The 16,670-nt window shown below is 41.9% G+C and carries 13 protein-coding genes and 1 pseudogene; 8 read left to right on the forward strand and 6 right to left on the reverse strand.

Translation table 11 applies throughout. The features are described from left to right. Nucleotides 1-16: 16 nt before the first annotated feature. The 4 genes from SM121_RS05230 to SM121_RS05245 are packed head-to-tail and all read right to left on the reverse strand — an operon-like array spanning nucleotide 17 to nucleotide 4,579. Entirely contained in the window at nucleotides 17-1,252 is a 1,236-nt protein-coding gene (locus tag SM121_RS05230) for an aminoacyltransferase (RefSeq protein ID WP_320910545.1), read from the reverse strand. Between the two features lie 5 nt (nucleotides 1,253-1,257). Further along, nucleotides 1,258-2,469, reverse strand: a complete 1,212-nt coding sequence (locus SM121_RS05235; protein WP_320910546.1) for an aminoacyltransferase — start codon at nucleotides 2,467-2,469, stop codon at nucleotides 1,258-1,260. Between the two features lie 3 nt (nucleotides 2,470-2,472). Continuing rightward, nucleotides 2,473-3,279: a sugar-phosphatase gene (gene yidA / locus SM121_RS05240; protein WP_155173002.1), complete on the reverse strand. Its 807-nt coding sequence runs from the start codon at nucleotides 3,277-3,279 to the stop codon at nucleotides 2,473-2,475. Continuing rightward, nucleotides 3,269-4,579, reverse strand: a complete 1,311-nt coding sequence (locus SM121_RS05245) for an HD domain-containing protein (RefSeq protein WP_013903868.1) — start codon at nucleotides 4,577-4,579, stop codon at nucleotides 3,269-3,271. Before SM121_RS05245 ends, yidA begins: the two co-directional genes overlap by 11 nt. 115 nt (nucleotides 4,580-4,694) lie before the next feature. Here SM121_RS05245 and SM121_RS05250 point away from each other — a divergent pair, with 115 nt between their 5' ends. From SM121_RS05250 to SM121_RS05260, 3 genes and pseudogenes are all read left to right on the forward strand, one after another. After that, entirely contained in the window at nucleotides 4,695-5,078 is a 384-nt protein-coding gene (locus SM121_RS05250) for a DUF1934 domain-containing protein (protein WP_320910547.1), read from the forward strand. 212 nt (nucleotides 5,079-5,290) lie between these two features. Next, a complete protein-coding gene (locus SM121_RS05255) occupies nucleotides 5,291-7,975 on the forward strand; it encodes a cation-translocating P-type ATPase (RefSeq protein WP_003013508.1) in 2,685 nt (894 codons plus the stop codon). Nucleotides 7,976-8,136: 161 nt separating this feature from the next. After that, nucleotides 8,137-8,589 (forward strand): annotated as a pseudogene (locus SM121_RS05260) (MIP/aquaporin family protein); the annotation flags it as partial. Nucleotides 8,590-8,618: 29 nt separating this feature from the next. Here SM121_RS05260 and SM121_RS05265 read toward each other — a convergent pair. Next, nucleotides 8,619-9,476, reverse strand: a complete 858-nt coding sequence (locus SM121_RS05265) for a metallophosphoesterase (protein ID WP_003012365.1) — start codon at nucleotides 9,474-9,476, stop codon at nucleotides 8,619-8,621. A gap of 174 nt (nucleotides 9,477-9,650) precedes the next feature. Here SM121_RS05265 and prfB point away from each other — a divergent pair. From prfB to ftsX, 3 genes are all read left to right on the forward strand, one after another. Next, nucleotides 9,651-10,746 (forward strand): peptide chain release factor 2 gene (gene prfB / locus SM121_RS05270; RefSeq protein WP_100209015.1). Its coding sequence is split into 2 segments (ribosomal slippage): nucleotides 9,651-9,722 and nucleotides 9,724-10,746, totalling 1,095 coding nucleotides; the frame shifts between segments, so codons are not numbered across the junction. Between the two features lie 44 nt (nucleotides 10,747-10,790). Continuing rightward, nucleotides 10,791-11,483: a cell division ATP-binding protein FtsE gene (gene ftsE, locus SM121_RS05275; RefSeq protein ID WP_003002791.1), complete on the forward strand. Its 693-nt coding sequence runs from the start codon at nucleotides 10,791-10,793 to the stop codon at nucleotides 11,481-11,483. Next, the gene (gene ftsX, locus SM121_RS05280; protein ID WP_037606699.1) at nucleotides 11,476-12,402 is read left to right on the forward strand and encodes a permease-like cell division protein FtsX; all 927 of its coding nucleotides are present in this window, start codon (nucleotides 11,476-11,478) and stop codon (nucleotides 12,400-12,402) included. Before ftsE ends, ftsX begins: the two co-directional genes overlap by 8 nt. A gap of 69 nt (nucleotides 12,403-12,471) precedes the next feature. Here the strand turns inward: ftsX and SM121_RS05285 are convergent, their stop codons facing one another. Next, nucleotides 12,472-13,113, reverse strand: coding sequence for an MBL fold metallo-hydrolase (locus tag SM121_RS05285; protein ID WP_151378627.1), 642 nt, complete (start codon nucleotides 13,111-13,113; stop codon nucleotides 12,472-12,474). A gap of 118 nt (nucleotides 13,114-13,231) precedes the next feature. Here SM121_RS05285 and SM121_RS05290 point away from each other — a divergent pair, with 118 nt between their 5' ends. Both SM121_RS05290 and SM121_RS05295 read left to right on the forward strand, forming a co-directional pair. Beyond that, nucleotides 13,232-15,685: a bifunctional DnaQ family exonuclease/ATP-dependent helicase gene (locus SM121_RS05290; RefSeq protein WP_320910548.1), complete on the forward strand. Its 2,454-nt coding sequence runs from the start codon at nucleotides 13,232-13,234 to the stop codon at nucleotides 15,683-15,685. A 4-nt stretch (nucleotides 15,686-15,689) separates the two neighbouring features. Next, nucleotides 15,690-16,670 carry a YeiH family protein gene (locus tag SM121_RS05295; protein WP_320910549.1) on the forward strand — a complete coding sequence of 327 codons (981 nt, stop codon included), beginning with the start codon at nucleotides 15,690-15,692 and terminating at the stop codon, nucleotides 16,668-16,670.

The raw sequence follows: 16,670 nt of genomic DNA on the forward strand, positions 1-16,670 counted from the left end.
AAGCTGGTCTTTTGAGTTAGGAACGTCCTAATAGTTTCTTAACGAGAGAAATCAGTTTGTATTTCAGAGGACTTGGGTAATAACGGAAGGTCCCCATCTTACGGACGATGTAGCCGTTGAAGTTTTGTTTGAAACGAAGCACACCGTCTGACCCGTCAAAGATTCCTTGAATACCTAGGAAGTTATATCTTGGGATACCACGTTTGATGGTTTCAAGCATCATATATTCTTGGATAACAGCAGGAGCATAGAACTTATTAAATTCTGTATAAGAGCCACTGAATAAATAGGTGGATTCTTGTGGCATATAGACGAAGAGGCTACCTGCAAGAATGACGTCTTGATCTCCATATTTTTCAATATATTCTTTCGCGTCCTTCTTTCTCACCTCAAAGGTATCAAACTGGCTAGAGAATTCACGAAGTTGATTTTGTTTTTTTTCTGAATTGGGGTTGACTTCAAGATCCTTCTGTAATTTCTCAATCTTCTGTGCTAGTTTTCCTTGGTCTTTTTCAAGATTCGTGTAGTAATGGTGGAAGTTCAGTGTTGCGATCATGAAATCTGCTTTGTCACCAAAACTGTCATAGAAAGTTTGGTAATAATCCAAGGTTTTATCCTGATAGTCGCGACGGTCACTGGTAGAGGAAGTAATATCCTTAAAGAGTTGCAGTTCATCTCGGTTTAATCGTTTCAGTTCAATACCGAAAGATTTGGCTTTTTTGACAAGTGGCTTTCCTTTTTTACTGAAGCTCTTGAGAAGATTTTTTTCGGTGATACCCTCCATATCTTTCACATAATGCCAATCACCTTCTCCACCTGGATAACCTGTTGTTAAACCATCATGCTGATAGCCCAATTTTTTTAGGGTATCCATGAAATGGTTTTGCTCTTCACTGGTTGGATTGCCGTCACTGTCAAAAGTTTGATAGGTATCATAGGGCTTAATAACGAGTTCAATAGCCCCATTTTCTTTCGCATAGTCTTTTAAGGCTGCATAGAAAGGTTCTAGCATAGCTTCCTCTTGGTAAAGGGGGCCAGAATTGATTTCCATGTGGAGACCACCTGTCATAGGAAGACTGTACAAGATCGCTGCCACTTGGACTTGATCTTCTTGTTTCCAAGCGATAAATTGGACCGTGTTTCCTCGCTTTTCAAGCAGATCTGCCATTTCAGCAGACTGGATAAAAGAGCGATGGGAGACAGTATTTGCAAATGAGGTAAATTCTTCTTTTGAAATTGTCGTAAGAGTCATGTAACTTATTTACTCCTTAATTTTTTCCGGATCTTGTAGACTTTGTTTACAAGTGGATAGAGTGGACTGGTTGGGAGGTTGAATTCCCCAACAAATTCTTCAATGACAGGATTAAATTTAGATTTGAAATGATAGAGACCACCATCGAGTGAATTTTCAATGCCCCCCATATTTTGCCAAGAAGCACCACGATCAAAAGCGTGTTGGGCAGTTTCATACCAGGTGAGGATAGCAGGTTGGTAACGGCGGAATTCTTCATCCATGCCTGCATAAACATTTTCAGACGTCCCACCGAATTCAAGGGTTAAGGTCCCAGATAAAGGAACAACCTGTCTACCTGCTTGGAGATGCTGTTCAAGAAATTGCAGTTCTTCCTCTATCCGCTCTTTTTCTTTTTGATTATTCTCAACCTTGCCAGGCTTTGTTTTTTCTGTGAATTTTTCAGCCTCTGCCTTGTTTTTTTCAAGATCTTTTATAAGGGAGCTTTTCCGTTTCTCGAGATCTAGAGTAGATAAAGTAATGTAGGATTTTCCTTGGTAGGTTGTGAGTAGTTTTTCGTAGTAGTCTTTTCCACGCAAATGAATGCTTTTACGTGCCTCAGTCTTTTTCATGAGAGAAGCAAAGTCCTCTAACAATTCAGTCCCACCAAATTGAACTTGGATCCCTTTGTTTCGAGCAGTTCGGATGGCTTGTCGAGTAGATTTTGAAAGATCTTGCTCAGTGAAAAACTCTATGTGGATATTCGCTTGAAAGCGTGGTTGGATATTTTCTGCCATATCACTGGTTCGGCCAGTCCATTCAACCCCTTCTTTAGTTAAGGTGTCGATGACCGCTTGTACATCAGTGGTTTCCGTATTTTCTTGTCCAATCAATTGTTTACTCAAGAAAAGACTTGGATCAAACTTCACAAATAAGGCTTTGTATTGTTTGGCTATCTTTTTAAGGGACTGGATCACATATGAAACCAGCTCTTTGTTTTGGTAATCCATGATTGGGCCTCGAGGAATGTAGAGCATGGAAAAGCCAAGTGGCAGGGGTTGAATCAAGATGCTTGCAACAGCGACTAATTGGTCTTCTTGATAAAAACCAACCCGTTCATTTCCCCAATTATCTTTGATTTTTGCCCATGAGCTGCTTTGTAAGAGATTGGTTTGGTCACTCTGAATAACAAAGTCGTCATGCTCACTAGCAGAAATTCCTAGCTGGTAATGGTACATTTCTTATAATACCCACTTTCTAATGGCGTATGCAACGCCAGATTCATCATTTGATTTGGTAATAGTTGTAGCAATTTTTTTAAGAGCTGGATTGCCATTTTCCATAACGACAGCATGTCCCACGACTTCTAGCATGGAACGGTCATTTTCTTCATCTCCGATAGCCATGGTTTCATCTTGCTGGATTCCAAGTCGTTCAGCTAGATGAAGAAGGGCAGCTCCCTTATTGGTCGTTTTTCCTAGAATTTCTAAATAAAAAGGGGCTGATTTGACCATGGTGAAGCGGTCCTGAAATTCTTTTGGGATTTTTGCAATCGCAGTATCCAGAATATCTGGTTCATCGATATACATGGCCTTGACAAATTCTTTCTCTCGAACTTCTTCAGGCGTCCGGTAATAAAGGGGCATATTGACCAGTTGAGATTCATGAATGGTGTAGCGTCCGATATCGCGATTGCTGGTATAGATGCCGTCTTTAGTAATAGCATGAGAGTGGATTTGGAGTTTGTTAGCAAGAGACTCGATATCGAGATAGTCCTCATAATCTAAAAGGTCCTTGATGAGTTCTTTTCCAGTAGCGGTTTCTTGAACCAGACCACCATTAAAGGTAATAACATAGTCTCCAGGATCCATCAAATGGAGTTCTTTTAAAAGTTTTGAGACCCCTGCGATAGGACGACCGGTTGTGATCACGATTTTAACGCCTGCGGCTTTAGCGTCTTGAATGGCTTCAAATACGGAAGGTGTGATCTCTTTTTTTGAATTGAGAAGTGTACCGTCGATATCGATCGCCACTAATTTAATGGACATCCGTCTCTCCTGTAAAATAATCATTGGTGATATAGGAAGTGAATTCCTCTACTTGCTTACTGAAAAGTCCATTAACCTCCAGCATTTCTTTTGGGAAATAGAAGCGGTTGTCTCCATAGCGAGTTCCTGCTAAAGCAGCGACGAGTGGAGACAACTGAGACAATTCAGCGAGACTCCCATCTTTTCGGATCATCTCGATCTGGGTCCGCGGTTTTTCAAGCTCTGGTCGATAAATATCGTAGGGCAGGTCAAAATTTTGATGAATAGCTGTGTAGTAGGTTGGATTAAACCCAACCTCTTTGATCAGTTTTTCAAGGATTGCTAAGTCTTTTCGCTTATCTTCTGTAAATAGAATCGATTTGAAGACTTTCCGATTAATATAGCGCTGAGCAAGATCAGACAAGATGGTATCCGGACTATCCATCCAGACTTGGAAATAGGTATTCATCACACCGTCATCTAGATTTAGGTAGTCTTGAATGGTGACCTCTTCTTCAAAAAATGGAATCAAGCGAGGTGAAGTCAGTTGAAAATACTCTTTCTGATCTGGATAAATGGTTCTAGCGCGTTTGAGAAGATTTTGAAGGAGGACTTCCATGGCACGAGTAGCCGGGTGGAAGTAGACCTGCATATACATTTGGTAACGACTGACCACGTAATCCTCGACAGCGTGCATGCCATTTTGTTGGAAGGCAATGCCATTTTCAATTGGTCGAATGACACGCAAAATACGGGTCAAGTCAAATTTTCCATAGGAAGCACCCGTAAAGTAGGCATCCCGCAGTAAATAATCCATTCGGTCCACATCAATTTGACTAGAAATCAATTGTACCACTTGTTTATTGGGATAGGTATGATCAATGACGCTGGCTACACGATTTGGGAAATCAGGTGCTACCTGTAAGAGGATTTGATTGACCTCCGTCTCTGGGCTGGTGATGATCAGCTGGGTCATTTTTTCATGATCGGTCCCAAAGAGTCCTTCGAAGGTATGGGAATAGGCACCATGTCCAATGTCATGAAGAAGAGCGGCTGTCATGGTCAGTAAGTTTTCATCAGAATTCCATTGCTCTGCATACTTTTCCTCAAAAATGGACAGGATGCGTCTTGAAATTTCATAGGCGCCAAGACAGTGAGAAAAACGACTATGCTCCCCACCGTGGAAGGTAAAACCAGATGTCCCCAGTTGTTTGATGCGGCGTAGTCGTTGAAATTCTTTACTATTAATTAATTGATAAATGATGGGATGATCCACATGAACGTAATCATGTACGGGATCGCGAAAGACTTTTTCATTCATGGGTCTATTATAGCAAAAAAAAGCCTATTTTGCGATCTAGAGGCTAATAGGGGCAGTCAAAATGCGTAAAATTTGATAGAATAGTAAGGCAAGAAAAGAAGAGAAGGAGACAAAGATGCAGATTCGCATTCAAAATACCATTCGATTTGGAGAAGAAATGGAAATCGTTGATCAGTACTATCAAGGTGAATGGAAGGAAAAAGCAGGTTTTCAATATCTCTTGTATACCAATGAAGAAGATGAAAAGGTTGCTTTGAAATTTTCCAACGATGAATTGATCATGACACGATTCTCAAGTCCTAAATCCATCATGCGTTTCTACAAAAATGAAGATGGTGGGGCAATCATTCCCACTCCGATGGGCATTCAGCAGTTTTTGATTACAACAGATCTCTTTCAATTAGAAGCAGGTCATTTGCAAGTCTCTTATCGTTTGCTAACTCTCGATGGAGAACAGGAATTTGCCAATTATCAATTACTGGTGGAATGGGAAGAATAGACCTCATTAAATTATTCGAGATCCCGCTTGCTTTATTCTATAAAAATGGTATAATAAAAGCACTCAAGGGAGTAGCTGGCGGTTTTCCGCGATAGTGTCGTCATTACGAAATTATTTCCGGCACTATATTAAACGGCGAGACTTGTTTTTTCAAACAGGTCTCTTTTTTGTGCAAAAGAGACCTAGTAGAAAGCTATAAGGAGGAAATTATTTTGTCAAAAGAACAAAATAAAGCTTTGTTTTATACACAGAGTAAAGAAGAAGTTCTAAAGGAATTGGACTCTTCAATTGAAGGCTTGTCAACTGCTCAAGCTCAAGAACGTTTGGCGACTTATGGTCATAATGAACTGGACGAAGGTGAAAAACGTAGCCTCTTGTCTAAGTTTATCGATCAGTTTAAAGATTTGATGATCATCATCTTGCTGATCGCCGCAGCTCTCTCTGTGATTACAGAAGGAATGGACGGCCTTACAGATGCCATGATCATCTTAGCCGTTGTTGTTTTGAACGCAGCCTTTGGTGTCTACCAAGAAGGACAAGCAGAAGCAGCTATCGAAGCACTGAAAAACATGTCTAGTCCATTAGCGCGTGTACGCCGTGATGGTCACGTGATTGAAATTGATTCCAAAGAATTGGTACCTGGAGACATCGTCTTGCTAGAAGCTGGAGATGTGGTTCCTGCTGATATGCGCTTGTTGGAAGCAGCTTCTCTTAAGATCGAAGAAGCAGCTCTTACAGGGGAGTCTGTGCCAGTAGAAAAAGATGTGACAGGACTTGTTGAAGCAGATGCTGGTATCGGGGATCGTGTTAACATGGGTTACCAAAACTCAAACGTAACATACGGTCGTGGTATTGGTGTCGTGACAAACACTGGTATGTACACAGAAGTTGGTAAGATTGCAGATATGTTGGCTAATGCTGACGAGACAGAGACACCATTGAAGCAAAGCTTGGAACAATTATCTAAGGCCTTGACTTACTTGATTGTTGTGATTGCCGTTATTACTTTCTTGGTTGGTGTATTCGTTCGTGGTGAACATCCATTGGAAGGCTTGATGGTAGCTGTTGCCCTTGCGGTTGCGGCGATTCCAGAAGGACTTCCTGCCATTGTAACCATCGTTCTCTCTTTGGGAACTACAACCCTTGCCAAACGCAATTCGATTGTTCGTAAATTGCCAGCCGTTGAAACACTTGGTTCAACAGAAATCATTGCATCTGATAAAACAGGTACTTTGACTATGAACCAAATGACAGTTGAAAAAGTCTATACCAACGGTCAATTACAAAGTGCAGCAACCGAAATTGGAGCTAACAACAATACGCTTCGTATCATGAACTTTGCCAATGACACTAAAGTGGACCCATCTGGTAAATTGATTGGGGATCCAACGGAAACAGCCCTTGTTCAGTTTGGTTTGGACCACAACTTTGACGTTCGTGAAGTCTTGAAGGATGAGCCACGTGTGGCTGAATTGCCGTTTGACTCAGACCGTAAGCTTATGTCAACCATTCATAAGGAAGCTGACGGTTCTTACTTTATCGCTGTTAAGGGGGCCCCTGACCAATTGCTCAAACGTGTGACGCGTATTGAAGTTAATGGGGAAGTTCGTCCTATCACGGATGAAGATAAGAAAGCTATCCTTGCTACCAACAAAGACTTGGCTAAACAAGCCCTTCGTGTCTTGATGATGGCTTATAAGACAAGCAACGAAATTCCAACCTTGGAATCTGAAATTGTTGAGTCTGACCTGATCTTCTCTGGTTTGGTCGGCATGATTGACCCTGAGCGTCCAGAAGCAGCAGAAGCGGTCCGTGTCGCTAAGGAAGCGGGTATCCGTCCTATCATGATCACGGGTGACCACCAAGATACAGCAGAAGCCATTGCTAAACGTCTTGGAATCATCGATCCAAATGATACAGAAGACCACGTCTTTACAGGAGCTGAGTTGAACGAACTCTCTGATGAAGAATTCCAAAAAGTCTTCAAGCAATACTCTGTCTATGCGCGTGTATCACCTGAACACAAGGTTCGAATCGTGAAAGCTTGGCAAAATGAAGGAAAAGTTGTTGCCATGACAGGGGATGGAGTCAACGATGCACCATCACTTAAGACAGCTGACATCGGTATCGGTATGGGGATTACAGGTACAGAAGTTTCTAAGGGAGCTTCAGACATGGTCCTTGCCGATGATAACTTCGCCACTATTATCGTAGCGGTAGAAGAAGGACGTAAGGTCTTCTCCAATATCCAAAAATCTATTCAGTATCTCTTGTCCGCCAATATGGCTGAAGTCTTCACCATCTTCTTTTCAACGCTCTTTGGATGGGATGTGCTTCAACCAGTACATCTTCTCTGGATCAACTTGGTGACAGATACGCTACCAGCCATCGCTCTTGGTGTGGAACCAGCTGAGCCAGGTGTCATGACCCACAAACCTCGTGGACGTAAATCTAACTTCTTTGACGGTGGGGTCTTTGGAGCCATTCTTTATCAAGGTGTCTTCCAAACCATGCTGGTTCTTGGTGTTTATGGCTGGGCTTTGCTCTCTCCAGAACATGCGACTCGTGCAGAAATCCATGCAGACGCTTTGACCATGGCCTTTGCAACTCTTGGTTTGATCCAATTGCTCCATGCCTTTAACGTCAAATCGGTTTACCAATCCATCTTTAAAGTGGGACTCTTTAAGAACAAGACCTTTAACTGGTCGATTCCAGTTGCCTTTGTTCTCTTGATGGCAACCATCATTGTCCCTGGATTTAACAAACTCTTCCATGTGTCTCATTTAAGTTTGACACAATGGTTAGCTGTTATGATTGGCTCGCTCTTGATTGTTGTTCTCGTTGAGATTGTTAAAGCCGTTCAACGTGCACTTGGAAAAGATAAAAACGCTATTTAAACATAAAAGAAGTCATCTCCGGATGGCTTTTTTGCGGGCAAAATAGACTGGGCATATTTCTTGAGGTACGTGTGGATTTTTGATAAACTAGACAACAGTTTGAAGAAAGGAAACTTATATTATGAAAAAGTTTTTTGCTGAAGTAATCGGCACATTTATGCTTGTCTTCAAAGGACTTGATTAATTATATTGCAGCGCAAGTAGTGGGTGCGGTTCTCGCATCTGCAACAGTACTCTTCCTCTTGTCAAATTCAGGTATGTCAACAGCTAGTCTTGGTGAAAACGCCCTAGCGAAGGGTGTGACTCCATTTGGCGGATTCTTGTTTGAAGTAATTGCTTCCTTTATCTTTATTTTGGTCATCATGACAGTGACATCAGCTTCTAAAGGAAATGGCAAGATCGCGGGTCTTGTGATCGGTTTGAGCTTGACCTTGATTATTCTTGTTGGTTTGAACATTACAGGACTTTCTGTTAACCCAGCTCGTAGCTTGGCACCTGCCCTCTTTGTTGGTGGTGCAGCCCTTCAACAAATTTGGATCTTTATCTTGGCTCCAATTGTCGGTGGTGTTCTGGCTGCAATCGTTGCAAAAAATCTCTTGGGTACAGAAGAGTAAAAAAATTGGTCCCAGAGGGACCAATTTTTTTATAGTTCAAGGATAGTCATGGCTTGAGAAAATTCATGAGCGAGCTGTTTTTTCTTGTATGCTTTAAATTCGGGGAGGTCTTTGATTCTGCGATAGCGTTTGTAGGGATCGTATCGTTTTGGAAAATCATATTCAGGAAAAGCTTCGAAAAATTGTTTGCAGAGCTCCCATTCTCGGACATAGCCTAAAGGTCTGGCATGATAGGTGATGGTGTCAATCGTTGTTGCTGGCATTCGGTGGTGGCTATGACCAAAAATCACTTCTCTGACAGGATATTGTCTAAAAAGCTCATGAAAGGTTTGACTCCCTAGAAAAGCATTAAAGCGTTCAAAATAAGGATGGCGCAGGAGAAACTGACGATGAGGCACAAAGTGCATGGCAATGATCAAGGGTTGATCTACACGCATGAGCTCTTGTTCCAGCTCTTGTAAAAGATTTTTGGTAATGGCTGGATCAGCTCCCATTCGTTGGAGGCGTCTGTCAAACCAAAATAGATTCTTGGTTTGGAGATGTTTTTGGGGAGAGATAGTAGGAACAAAGCTGTAGTCATACCAGCCCGAAAAAGCAAGAAGCGTATGATTGGAGAAGGGAATTTTTTGAAATTCAAAAGGTCTTATGTCTTCTTCTGATAGGCCCAGCATATCATGATTTCCCAAGCTAAAGGTCACTGGAAGGTGACATTGAAGTTGGTCTAAAAATTCCTGTGACGTCTTTTCAAAGCCGTTGGCAATATCTCCTGCAATATGGAGATGTTGAATGTTTTGTTGCTGGAAAAGGGTGATCAGAGTTTCTAATTCTTCTTTTCCAAAGTTGTTCGAATCAATATGTAAATCGGACATAAAAGCTACTGTTGTCATGCTACCAGTCTAGCATAAGAGCATCTTTTTTTCTAACAATTAGGTTACAAATGAATGGAAAAATGTTGAAAATTAGCTAGATTGCTAATGGTTAACCAGCTGATCCAATATTGGAAGGTGGGCAAATAGTGAAGGTTATGATATAATAGACTAGATACATAGAAAGAGGTACTTATGGACATTTCAGAAATTCGTCAAAAAATTGACGCAAATCGTGAAAAATTAGCTTCTTTCAGGGGGTCTCTTTGACTTAGAGGCATTGGAAGAAGAAATTGCCATTTTAGAGAATAAAATGACAGAACCTGATTTTTGGGATGATAACATTGCTGCGCAAAAGACATCTCAAGAATTAAATGAACTCAAGCAGACCTATGAAAATTTCCATCAAATGGTGGATCTCTTTGATGAGTCAGAAATCTTACTGGATTTTTTGGCAGAAGACGATTCGGTCAAAGAAGAATTGATCGAGAAGTTGGAGGAGCTGGATAAACGTATGACCAGCTATGAGATGACCTTGCTATTGTCTGAACCCTATGACAATAATAATGCCATCTTAGAAATCCACCCAGGTTCTGGAGGAACAGAAGCTCAGGACTGGGGGGACATGCTTCTTCGGATGTATACACGTTTTGGAAATGCCCACGGCTTTAAAGTTGAAGTCTTGGACTATCAGGCTGGGGATGAGGCTGGAATCAAGTCTGTGACCCTATCCTTTGAAGGGCCACATGCATACGGTCTTCTGAAATCTGAAATGGGGGTACACCGTTTGGTTCGAATCTCTCCATTTGACTCTGCTAAACGACGTCATACCTCCTTTACATCTGTTGAGGTCATGCCCGAATTAGACGATACCATCGAAGTCGAAGTTCGTGATGATGATATCAAGATGGATACCTTCCGCTCTGGTGGAGCTGGTGGACAAAACGTCAACAAGGTTTCTACAGGGGTGCGCTTGACCCACATTCCGACAGGGATTGTAGTGGCATCCACCGTGGATCGGACCCAATACGGGAACCGTGATCGGGCTATGAAGATGTTGCAAGCTAAACTCTACCAATTGGAGCAAGAGAAAAAAGCAGCAGAAGTGGATTCTCTAAAAGGGGATAAAAAAGAAATCACCTGGGGAAGTCAAATCCGCTCTTATGTCTTTACCCCATATACCATGGTGAAGGATCACCGGACCAACTACGAAGTAGCGCAGGTGGATAAGGTGATGGATGGAGATATCGATGGCTTTATCGATGCCTATCTCAAATGGCGTCTCCAATAACCTAAAGGGAATCAAACAGAAAAGAATGAAAGGAATTTCATTACATGTCAATGATTGAAATGAAAGATGTTGTCAAAAAGTATGACAACGGGACTACGGCCCTTCGCGGGGTCTCTGTCCAAATTGAACCAGGAGAATTTGCCTATATCGTAGGACCTTCTGGTGCAGGGAAGTCGACCTTTATTCGACTTTTATACCGTGAAGTCAAACACGATAAAGGAAGCTTAAAAGTAGCTGGTTTTAATTTGGATAAAATCAAAAAACGCGATATCCCAATGTTGCGACGCAATGTAGGAGTGGTCTTCCAAGATTATAAATTGCTTCCAAAGAAAACCGTTTATGAAAATATCGCCTACGCAATGCAAGTTATCGGTGAACGCCGTCGCAATATTAAAAAACGTGTAATGGAAGTTTTGGATCTTGTTGGTTTGAAACACAAGGTCCGCTCATTCCCGAATGAATTGTCCGGTGGGGAGCAACAACGGATTGCGATTGCTCGCGCGATCGTCAACAATCCGAAAGTCTTGATTGCAGATGAACCAACTGGTAACTTGGACCCAGATAATTCCTGGGAAATCATGAATCTTTTGGAGCGGATTAATCTCCAAGGGACCACAGTATTGATGGCGACCCACAATAGCCAGATTGTAAATACTTTACGTCACCGTGTCATCGCGATTGAAAATGGTCGTGTAGTGCGTGATGAAGCGGAAGGAGAGTACGGATACGATGATTAGAAGATTTTTCCGACACTTAATCGAATCGCTTAAAAGCTTGAAACGAAATGGTTGGATGACGATTGCAGCGGTCAGCTCGGTTATGATTACTCTTAGCTTGGTTGCTATTTTCGCCTCTGTGATTGCCAATACCATCAAGCTTTCAGATGATATTCAAAATAGTGTGCGTGTTGTGGTATACATGCGTAAAGATATTCAAGATCAGAGCGAGCAGATTGAAAAAGAAGGTCAAACTGTGACCAATGAAAACTACCATAAGGTCTACGATGCTCTAACAGCCATGAAACATGTTGACAAGGTTGATTTTTCTAGCAAGGAAGAACAGTATGATAAACTGATCAAAACGGCTGGGAACAACTGGAAGATTTTTGATGGAGATGCCAATCCTCTCTACGATGCCTATTATGTAGAGACGACAGCTCCAAAATATGTAAAGCAAGTCTCAGCAGATGCCAAAAAAATTGAAGGGGTCTCTGAAGTTAAAGATGGTGGGGTGGATACCCAACGCTTGTTCGCACTTGGAACTTTCATTCGAAACTGGGGATTGATTGGTGTAGCTTTATTGATCTTCATTGCAGTCTTCTTGATTTCTAATACCATTCGGATTACCATCATTTCACGTAGTCGTGAGATTAAGATTATGCGACTGGTAGGAGCAAAAAATGGCTATATTCGTGCACCATTCCTTTTTGAAGGTGCTTGGATTGGTCTCTTGGGAGCCATGATTCCTTCAGCTTTGGTCTTCTATGTTTATAATGTTGTCTATACATCAATGAACAATAATTTGGCAGATCAAAATCTGTATCTCTATAGTCCACATGTTTTGGTACCGATCATGGTGGGTGGCCTCTTTGGATTAGGAATTTTGATCGGGGCGATTGGTTCTTCAATCTCCATGAGACGATTTCTTAAGATATAATAAAAAAGCAAGGTCACACTTGCTTTTTTTGTCTACTATACGAGGACAGGAAGGAGGATACAGGACTCTTTAGGATTGTCTAAAGAAGGGATTGAACATTTTCTCGTGACCAATAGAAGTTTCAGGGCCATGACCGGGATAGACGGTGTAGGAAGATGGAAGGGTAAAGAGTTCTTCTCTGATACTGCTAAGCAACTGTGTCGCGTTCCCTGTCGGAAGATCGGTCCGTCCAATGGTTTCGCGAAAAAGGGCATCACCAGATAGAACCAGGTGATCCTCAGGAAAGACGATGGAAACCCCTCCTGCAGAGTGGCCTGGTGTCTCCAGAACATAAAAGTGGAAATCGGCTATTTGGTAATCGGAGCGAATGTCATAAAGGAAGTTGGCCTCCTTACATACAACATCTTCTAAATCCACATGACGATCCAAACCAGATAAATTATCGACAGGAGAAGACAACCAACTGGCTTCTGCCGAATGGACATAGACTGGTGGGAAATGATACGTCTGACTAACCTTTTCAAGACTCATAATGTGATCGTAATGCGTATGGGTTAAAAGAATCGCTACGATTGGTTTTCCGATGCGCTCTATTTGTTTTTGAATAGTCGCCCAGTCGCTACCAGGATCGACAAGAATGAGGGAGTGGTCATTTTCAAGGTAGTAGGTGTTTTCATAAGCAACAGGATTAACAGTTCGATAGATTTTCATTGGGACTCCTTTCTAGAATAGTGTATCAAATTACGAGGAAAATAACAGGATTGAAGTCGGCTCGAAAGGAGAAAAAAATCTGCAGAGCTTGTTCAAACGTGATATAATTTTAAGTACTATGACAAGACAGAAACGGAAATACGCCATTGTGGATCTGGAAGCGACCAGTGCTGGAAGCAATGCCAAGATCATTCAGGTTGGAATTGTCATCGTTGAAGATGGCGTGATCACACAATCCTATGAGACGGATGTGAATCCTCATGAACGATTGGATGAGCACATCAAACAATTGACCGGCCTGACAGATGCTCGCTTGCGAAAAGCACCAGAGTTTGCACAAGTGGCAAAAGAAATTTTTGAATTAATAGAAGATGCCGTCTTTGTGGCCCATAATGTCAAATTTGATGCCAATTTATTGGCAGAAGCCCTCTTTTGGGAAGGATTTGAGCTAACGACTCCTCGGATTGATACGGTTGAATTGTCTCAAATTTTCTATCCGACTTTAGAACGCTACAATTTAGGAGCGCTTGCAGCTGAACTGGAAATTGAGTTGCACCACGCTCACTCTGCTCTAGCAGATGCTATGGCAACAGCCCAGCTACTGTTGAAGGTAAGAGAAAAAATTGCGAGCTTACCAAGAGGGTTGATTGAGAACCTTCTTTCGATGGCGGATTGTTTGATTTATGAATCACGGCTCTTAATAGAAGATGCGCTTGAAGACAGTAGCCTCTTTTTGCCATCTCATTTAGTAGAAATTCATGGACTTTATTTGCGTAAGCAACAGCAGTTTTTAGAAAGTCGTCATTTGTCTGAACAGTTTGAACTCAATATGCAGCTGTTGGGAATGGAGGCTTATCCGGAGCAAAGTGAATTTGCGGCTTATATAGAGGGAAGTTTGCATCAGCCTCTCCCAAGTTTTATAGAGGCTCCAACAGGAATTGGGAAGACCTATGCCTATCTATTAACGCTTTTGGCTAAAACCTCCAAGCGCATTCTTGTCAGTGTTCCGACTAAAATTCTTCAAGATCAAATTATGAAGAAGGAAGGAAAGACTATCCAAGAACTTTTCCAAATTCCCTTTCATAGTCTGAAAAGTCCCAAGGATTACATCCAACTTGATAAATTTTATGAGACTTTACAGACTGATTCAGATAATAGGATGATCCGACGCTTTAAAATGCAACTCTTGGTTTGGCTGACCATGACAGAAACGGGAGAATTCAGTGAAATTGGCCAACTCTATCGTCACGCCCATTTTGTAGCTGACATTTGCCACGATGGCCAATTGTCGAAACGTTCACTTTTTTATCAGGAAGATTTTTGGCGTCTTGGTCAGGAAAAAGTGAAAACCAGTCGGGTGATTCTGACCAATCATGCCTATCTGTTAACTCGTCTAGAAGATGATAAAAGTCTACTTCAAGAATCTGTTCTGGTCGTGGATGAAGCTCAAAAACTCTTCTTTGCTTTAGAACAGTTTTCACAGAGAGAAGAAACCTTGCAATCTCTTCTTCTAAGTTTGCAACACGCCATCGAAGAGGAGAAAGATCTTCTACAGCGACGGTTGCTGGAGAGTATTCAATTTGAGCTAAATGCTTGCTCTAAGGAAGTTGTGCAAGGAAAAACAGCGATCTTATCAGATCAAACGGTGGTAAAAATACGACAGGATGTCTCAGAATTAAAAAACGAATCTTTAGCGAATCTAAAGGAGTTGTTTGATGAGCGATACCAAACTTTTTGGATAGACAAAGAAGTGGTCGAAAGCCACCAGATTCTTCGTCTCCATGGAGGAGTCGAGGACTTACTATCCTTTAAGGAGTTTGTGCCTGAGGAAGTGACCGTGCTCTTTGTATCAGCAACGATCGCGATCAGCAAAAAGGTGCATTTGCCTGCTCTTTTAGGATACCAAGAGCAGCAAATCTATCGGGTGCCAATAACAATCAAACAACATCAGGAATTGCTGGTGCCGATTGATTTTCCAGATGTCGTTTCTTTATCTTCCGTGGAGTATGCAGGAGAGATTTGTCGGCTCGTCAATGAACTTTTTCCTCTAAGAAAACCAATTTTTCTTTTGTTTACCTCAAAAGAATTGTTACTGGAGACGTCAAACGCCTTGAAGTTTCCTCACTTGGCTCAGTATCGAAACGGTGATGCAGCCAATATTAAGCGTCGATTTGACCGAGGGGAAAGCTCCATTTTATTGGGGACGGGAAGCTTCTGGGAGGGAGTCGATTTTTCCCATCAAAGAGAAGTGATTCAAATCATCGCGCGCCTTCCTTTTGATAACCCTAAAGATTATATGGTCCAAAAGCTGAATACAAAACTCAGAGAACAAGGGAAAAATCCCTTTTATGACTATAGTCTTCCGGTTGCGATTTTAAGGTTAAAACAGGCTATTGGAAGAACCAGCCGTTTCCAAGACCAAGAATCGTTGGTCCTCTTATTGGATCAGCGGGTGGTAACCAAACGATATGGAAAACAAATTTTAGATGGTTTGCAGCAAGTGTTGCCCCTTCACACGACAGTGAGAGAGCGGCTTGTTGAGCAAGTAGCTGACTTTTTTGAAAGAAATTGAAAGAATGAAAAATAAAGGATTTGGACTTGCGATTGCGTTTGTACTGGCTCTCTGTGCCATGTTTTTGGGAAATTTCTTTCCCATCATTGGCTCAAGTGTCTTTGCTTTGATATTAGGAATTGTCCTCAATGAGTTGGTAGATTTGCCAGAGGATTCACGACCAGGATTGAACTGGTCCGGTAAGAAACTATTGCAGTATTCCATTGTTTTCATGGGATTTAGCTTGCCGATTGCGACGGTTGCCTCTACAGGCTTGTCTTCTTTGAAGATTAGTCTGCCAACGATAACAGTTGCCTTTCTTGCAGCGATGATCTTTGGGAAAGCCTTTCATCTGAAATCTCATCTACGGACCTTAATTGGGTTTGGAACGGCTATTTGTGGTGGATCTGCTATCGCGGCAGCTGCGCCGATCATTGAAGCAGACGAAGAGGAAATTGCCTTATCCATGTCAACTATCTTCTTCTTCAACATTTTGGCTGTCTTTATCTTTCCAGTATTAGGGCATTTATGGCAGATGTCTAATTTTCAATTTGGCCTCTGGTCAGGAACAGCCATTAACGATACGTCATCAGTTGTAGCAGCAGCGTTTTCTTATAGTAAGGCGGCGGGTGAAATGGCGACCATTGTTAAGTTAACACGCGCCCTGATGATTGTACCAGTTTGTTTGGGCTTGATCGGTTTAAAATGGTATCGGAGTAAACAACAAGGAAGAAACAAAGGAATGTTAAAGAAAATTATTCCTTGGTTTATCATCTGGTTTATTGTTGCTTCTATTCTTTCTTCTATTGGCCTGGTACCTAAAGGGGTTCTACCTTACTTAAAGGACCTTTCTCGCCTCTTTATGGCTATGGCTTTGGTCGGAATCGGAAGCAAGGTTTCTTGGAAGCAGTTCCGTGCAGCAGGAGCTGCCCCCCTTCTAGTAGGGTTGATTGCTTGGTTTTGTGTTGCAGGATCTAGCTTGATTCTACAGATGTTGTTCTATTAA

This window comes from Streptococcus sp. S1 (genome assembly GCF_034137685.1).
Taxonomy (GTDB): Bacteria; Bacillota; Bacilli; order Lactobacillales; family Streptococcaceae; genus Streptococcus; species Streptococcus dentalis.

What these genes read in the sequence shown, in the direction of transcription:
- SM121_RS05265 (WP_003012365.1), bottom strand. Translation starts at nt 9,476, where the DNA reads ATGACAACAGTAGCTTTTATGTCCGATTTACATATTGATTCGAACAAC.
- ftsE (WP_003002791.1), top strand. Translation starts at nt 10,791, where the DNA reads ATGTCAATGATTGAAATGAAAGATGTTGTCAAAAAGTATGACAACGGG.
- yidA (WP_155173002.1), bottom strand. Translation starts at nt 3,279, where the DNA reads ATGTCCATTAAATTAGTGGCGATCGATATCGACGGTACACTTCTCAAT.
- SM121_RS05250 (WP_320910547.1), top strand. Translation starts at nt 4,695, where the DNA reads ATGCAGATTCGCATTCAAAATACCATTCGATTTGGAGAAGAAATGGAA.
- SM121_RS05290 (WP_320910548.1), top strand. Translation starts at nt 13,232, where the DNA reads ATGACAAGACAGAAACGGAAATACGCCATTGTGGATCTGGAAGCGACC.
- SM121_RS05235 (WP_320910546.1), bottom strand. Translation starts at nt 2,469, where the DNA reads ATGTACCATTACCAGCTAGGAATTTCTGCTAGTGAGCATGACGACTTT.
- SM121_RS05245 (WP_013903868.1), bottom strand. Translation starts at nt 4,579, where the DNA reads ATGAATGAAAAAGTCTTTCGCGATCCCGTACATGATTACGTTCATGTG.
- SM121_RS05295 (WP_320910549.1), top strand. Translation starts at nt 15,690, where the DNA reads ATGAAAAATAAAGGATTTGGACTTGCGATTGCGTTTGTACTGGCTCTC.
- SM121_RS05230 (WP_320910545.1), bottom strand. Translation starts at nt 1,252, where the DNA reads ATGACTCTTACGACAATTTCAAAAGAAGAATTTACCTCATTTGCAAAT.
- ftsX (WP_037606699.1), top strand. Translation starts at nt 11,476, where the DNA reads ATGATTAGAAGATTTTTCCGACACTTAATCGAATCGCTTAAAAGCTTG.
- SM121_RS05285 (WP_151378627.1), bottom strand. Translation starts at nt 13,113, where the DNA reads ATGAAAATCTATCGAACTGTTAATCCTGTTGCTTATGAAAACACCTAC.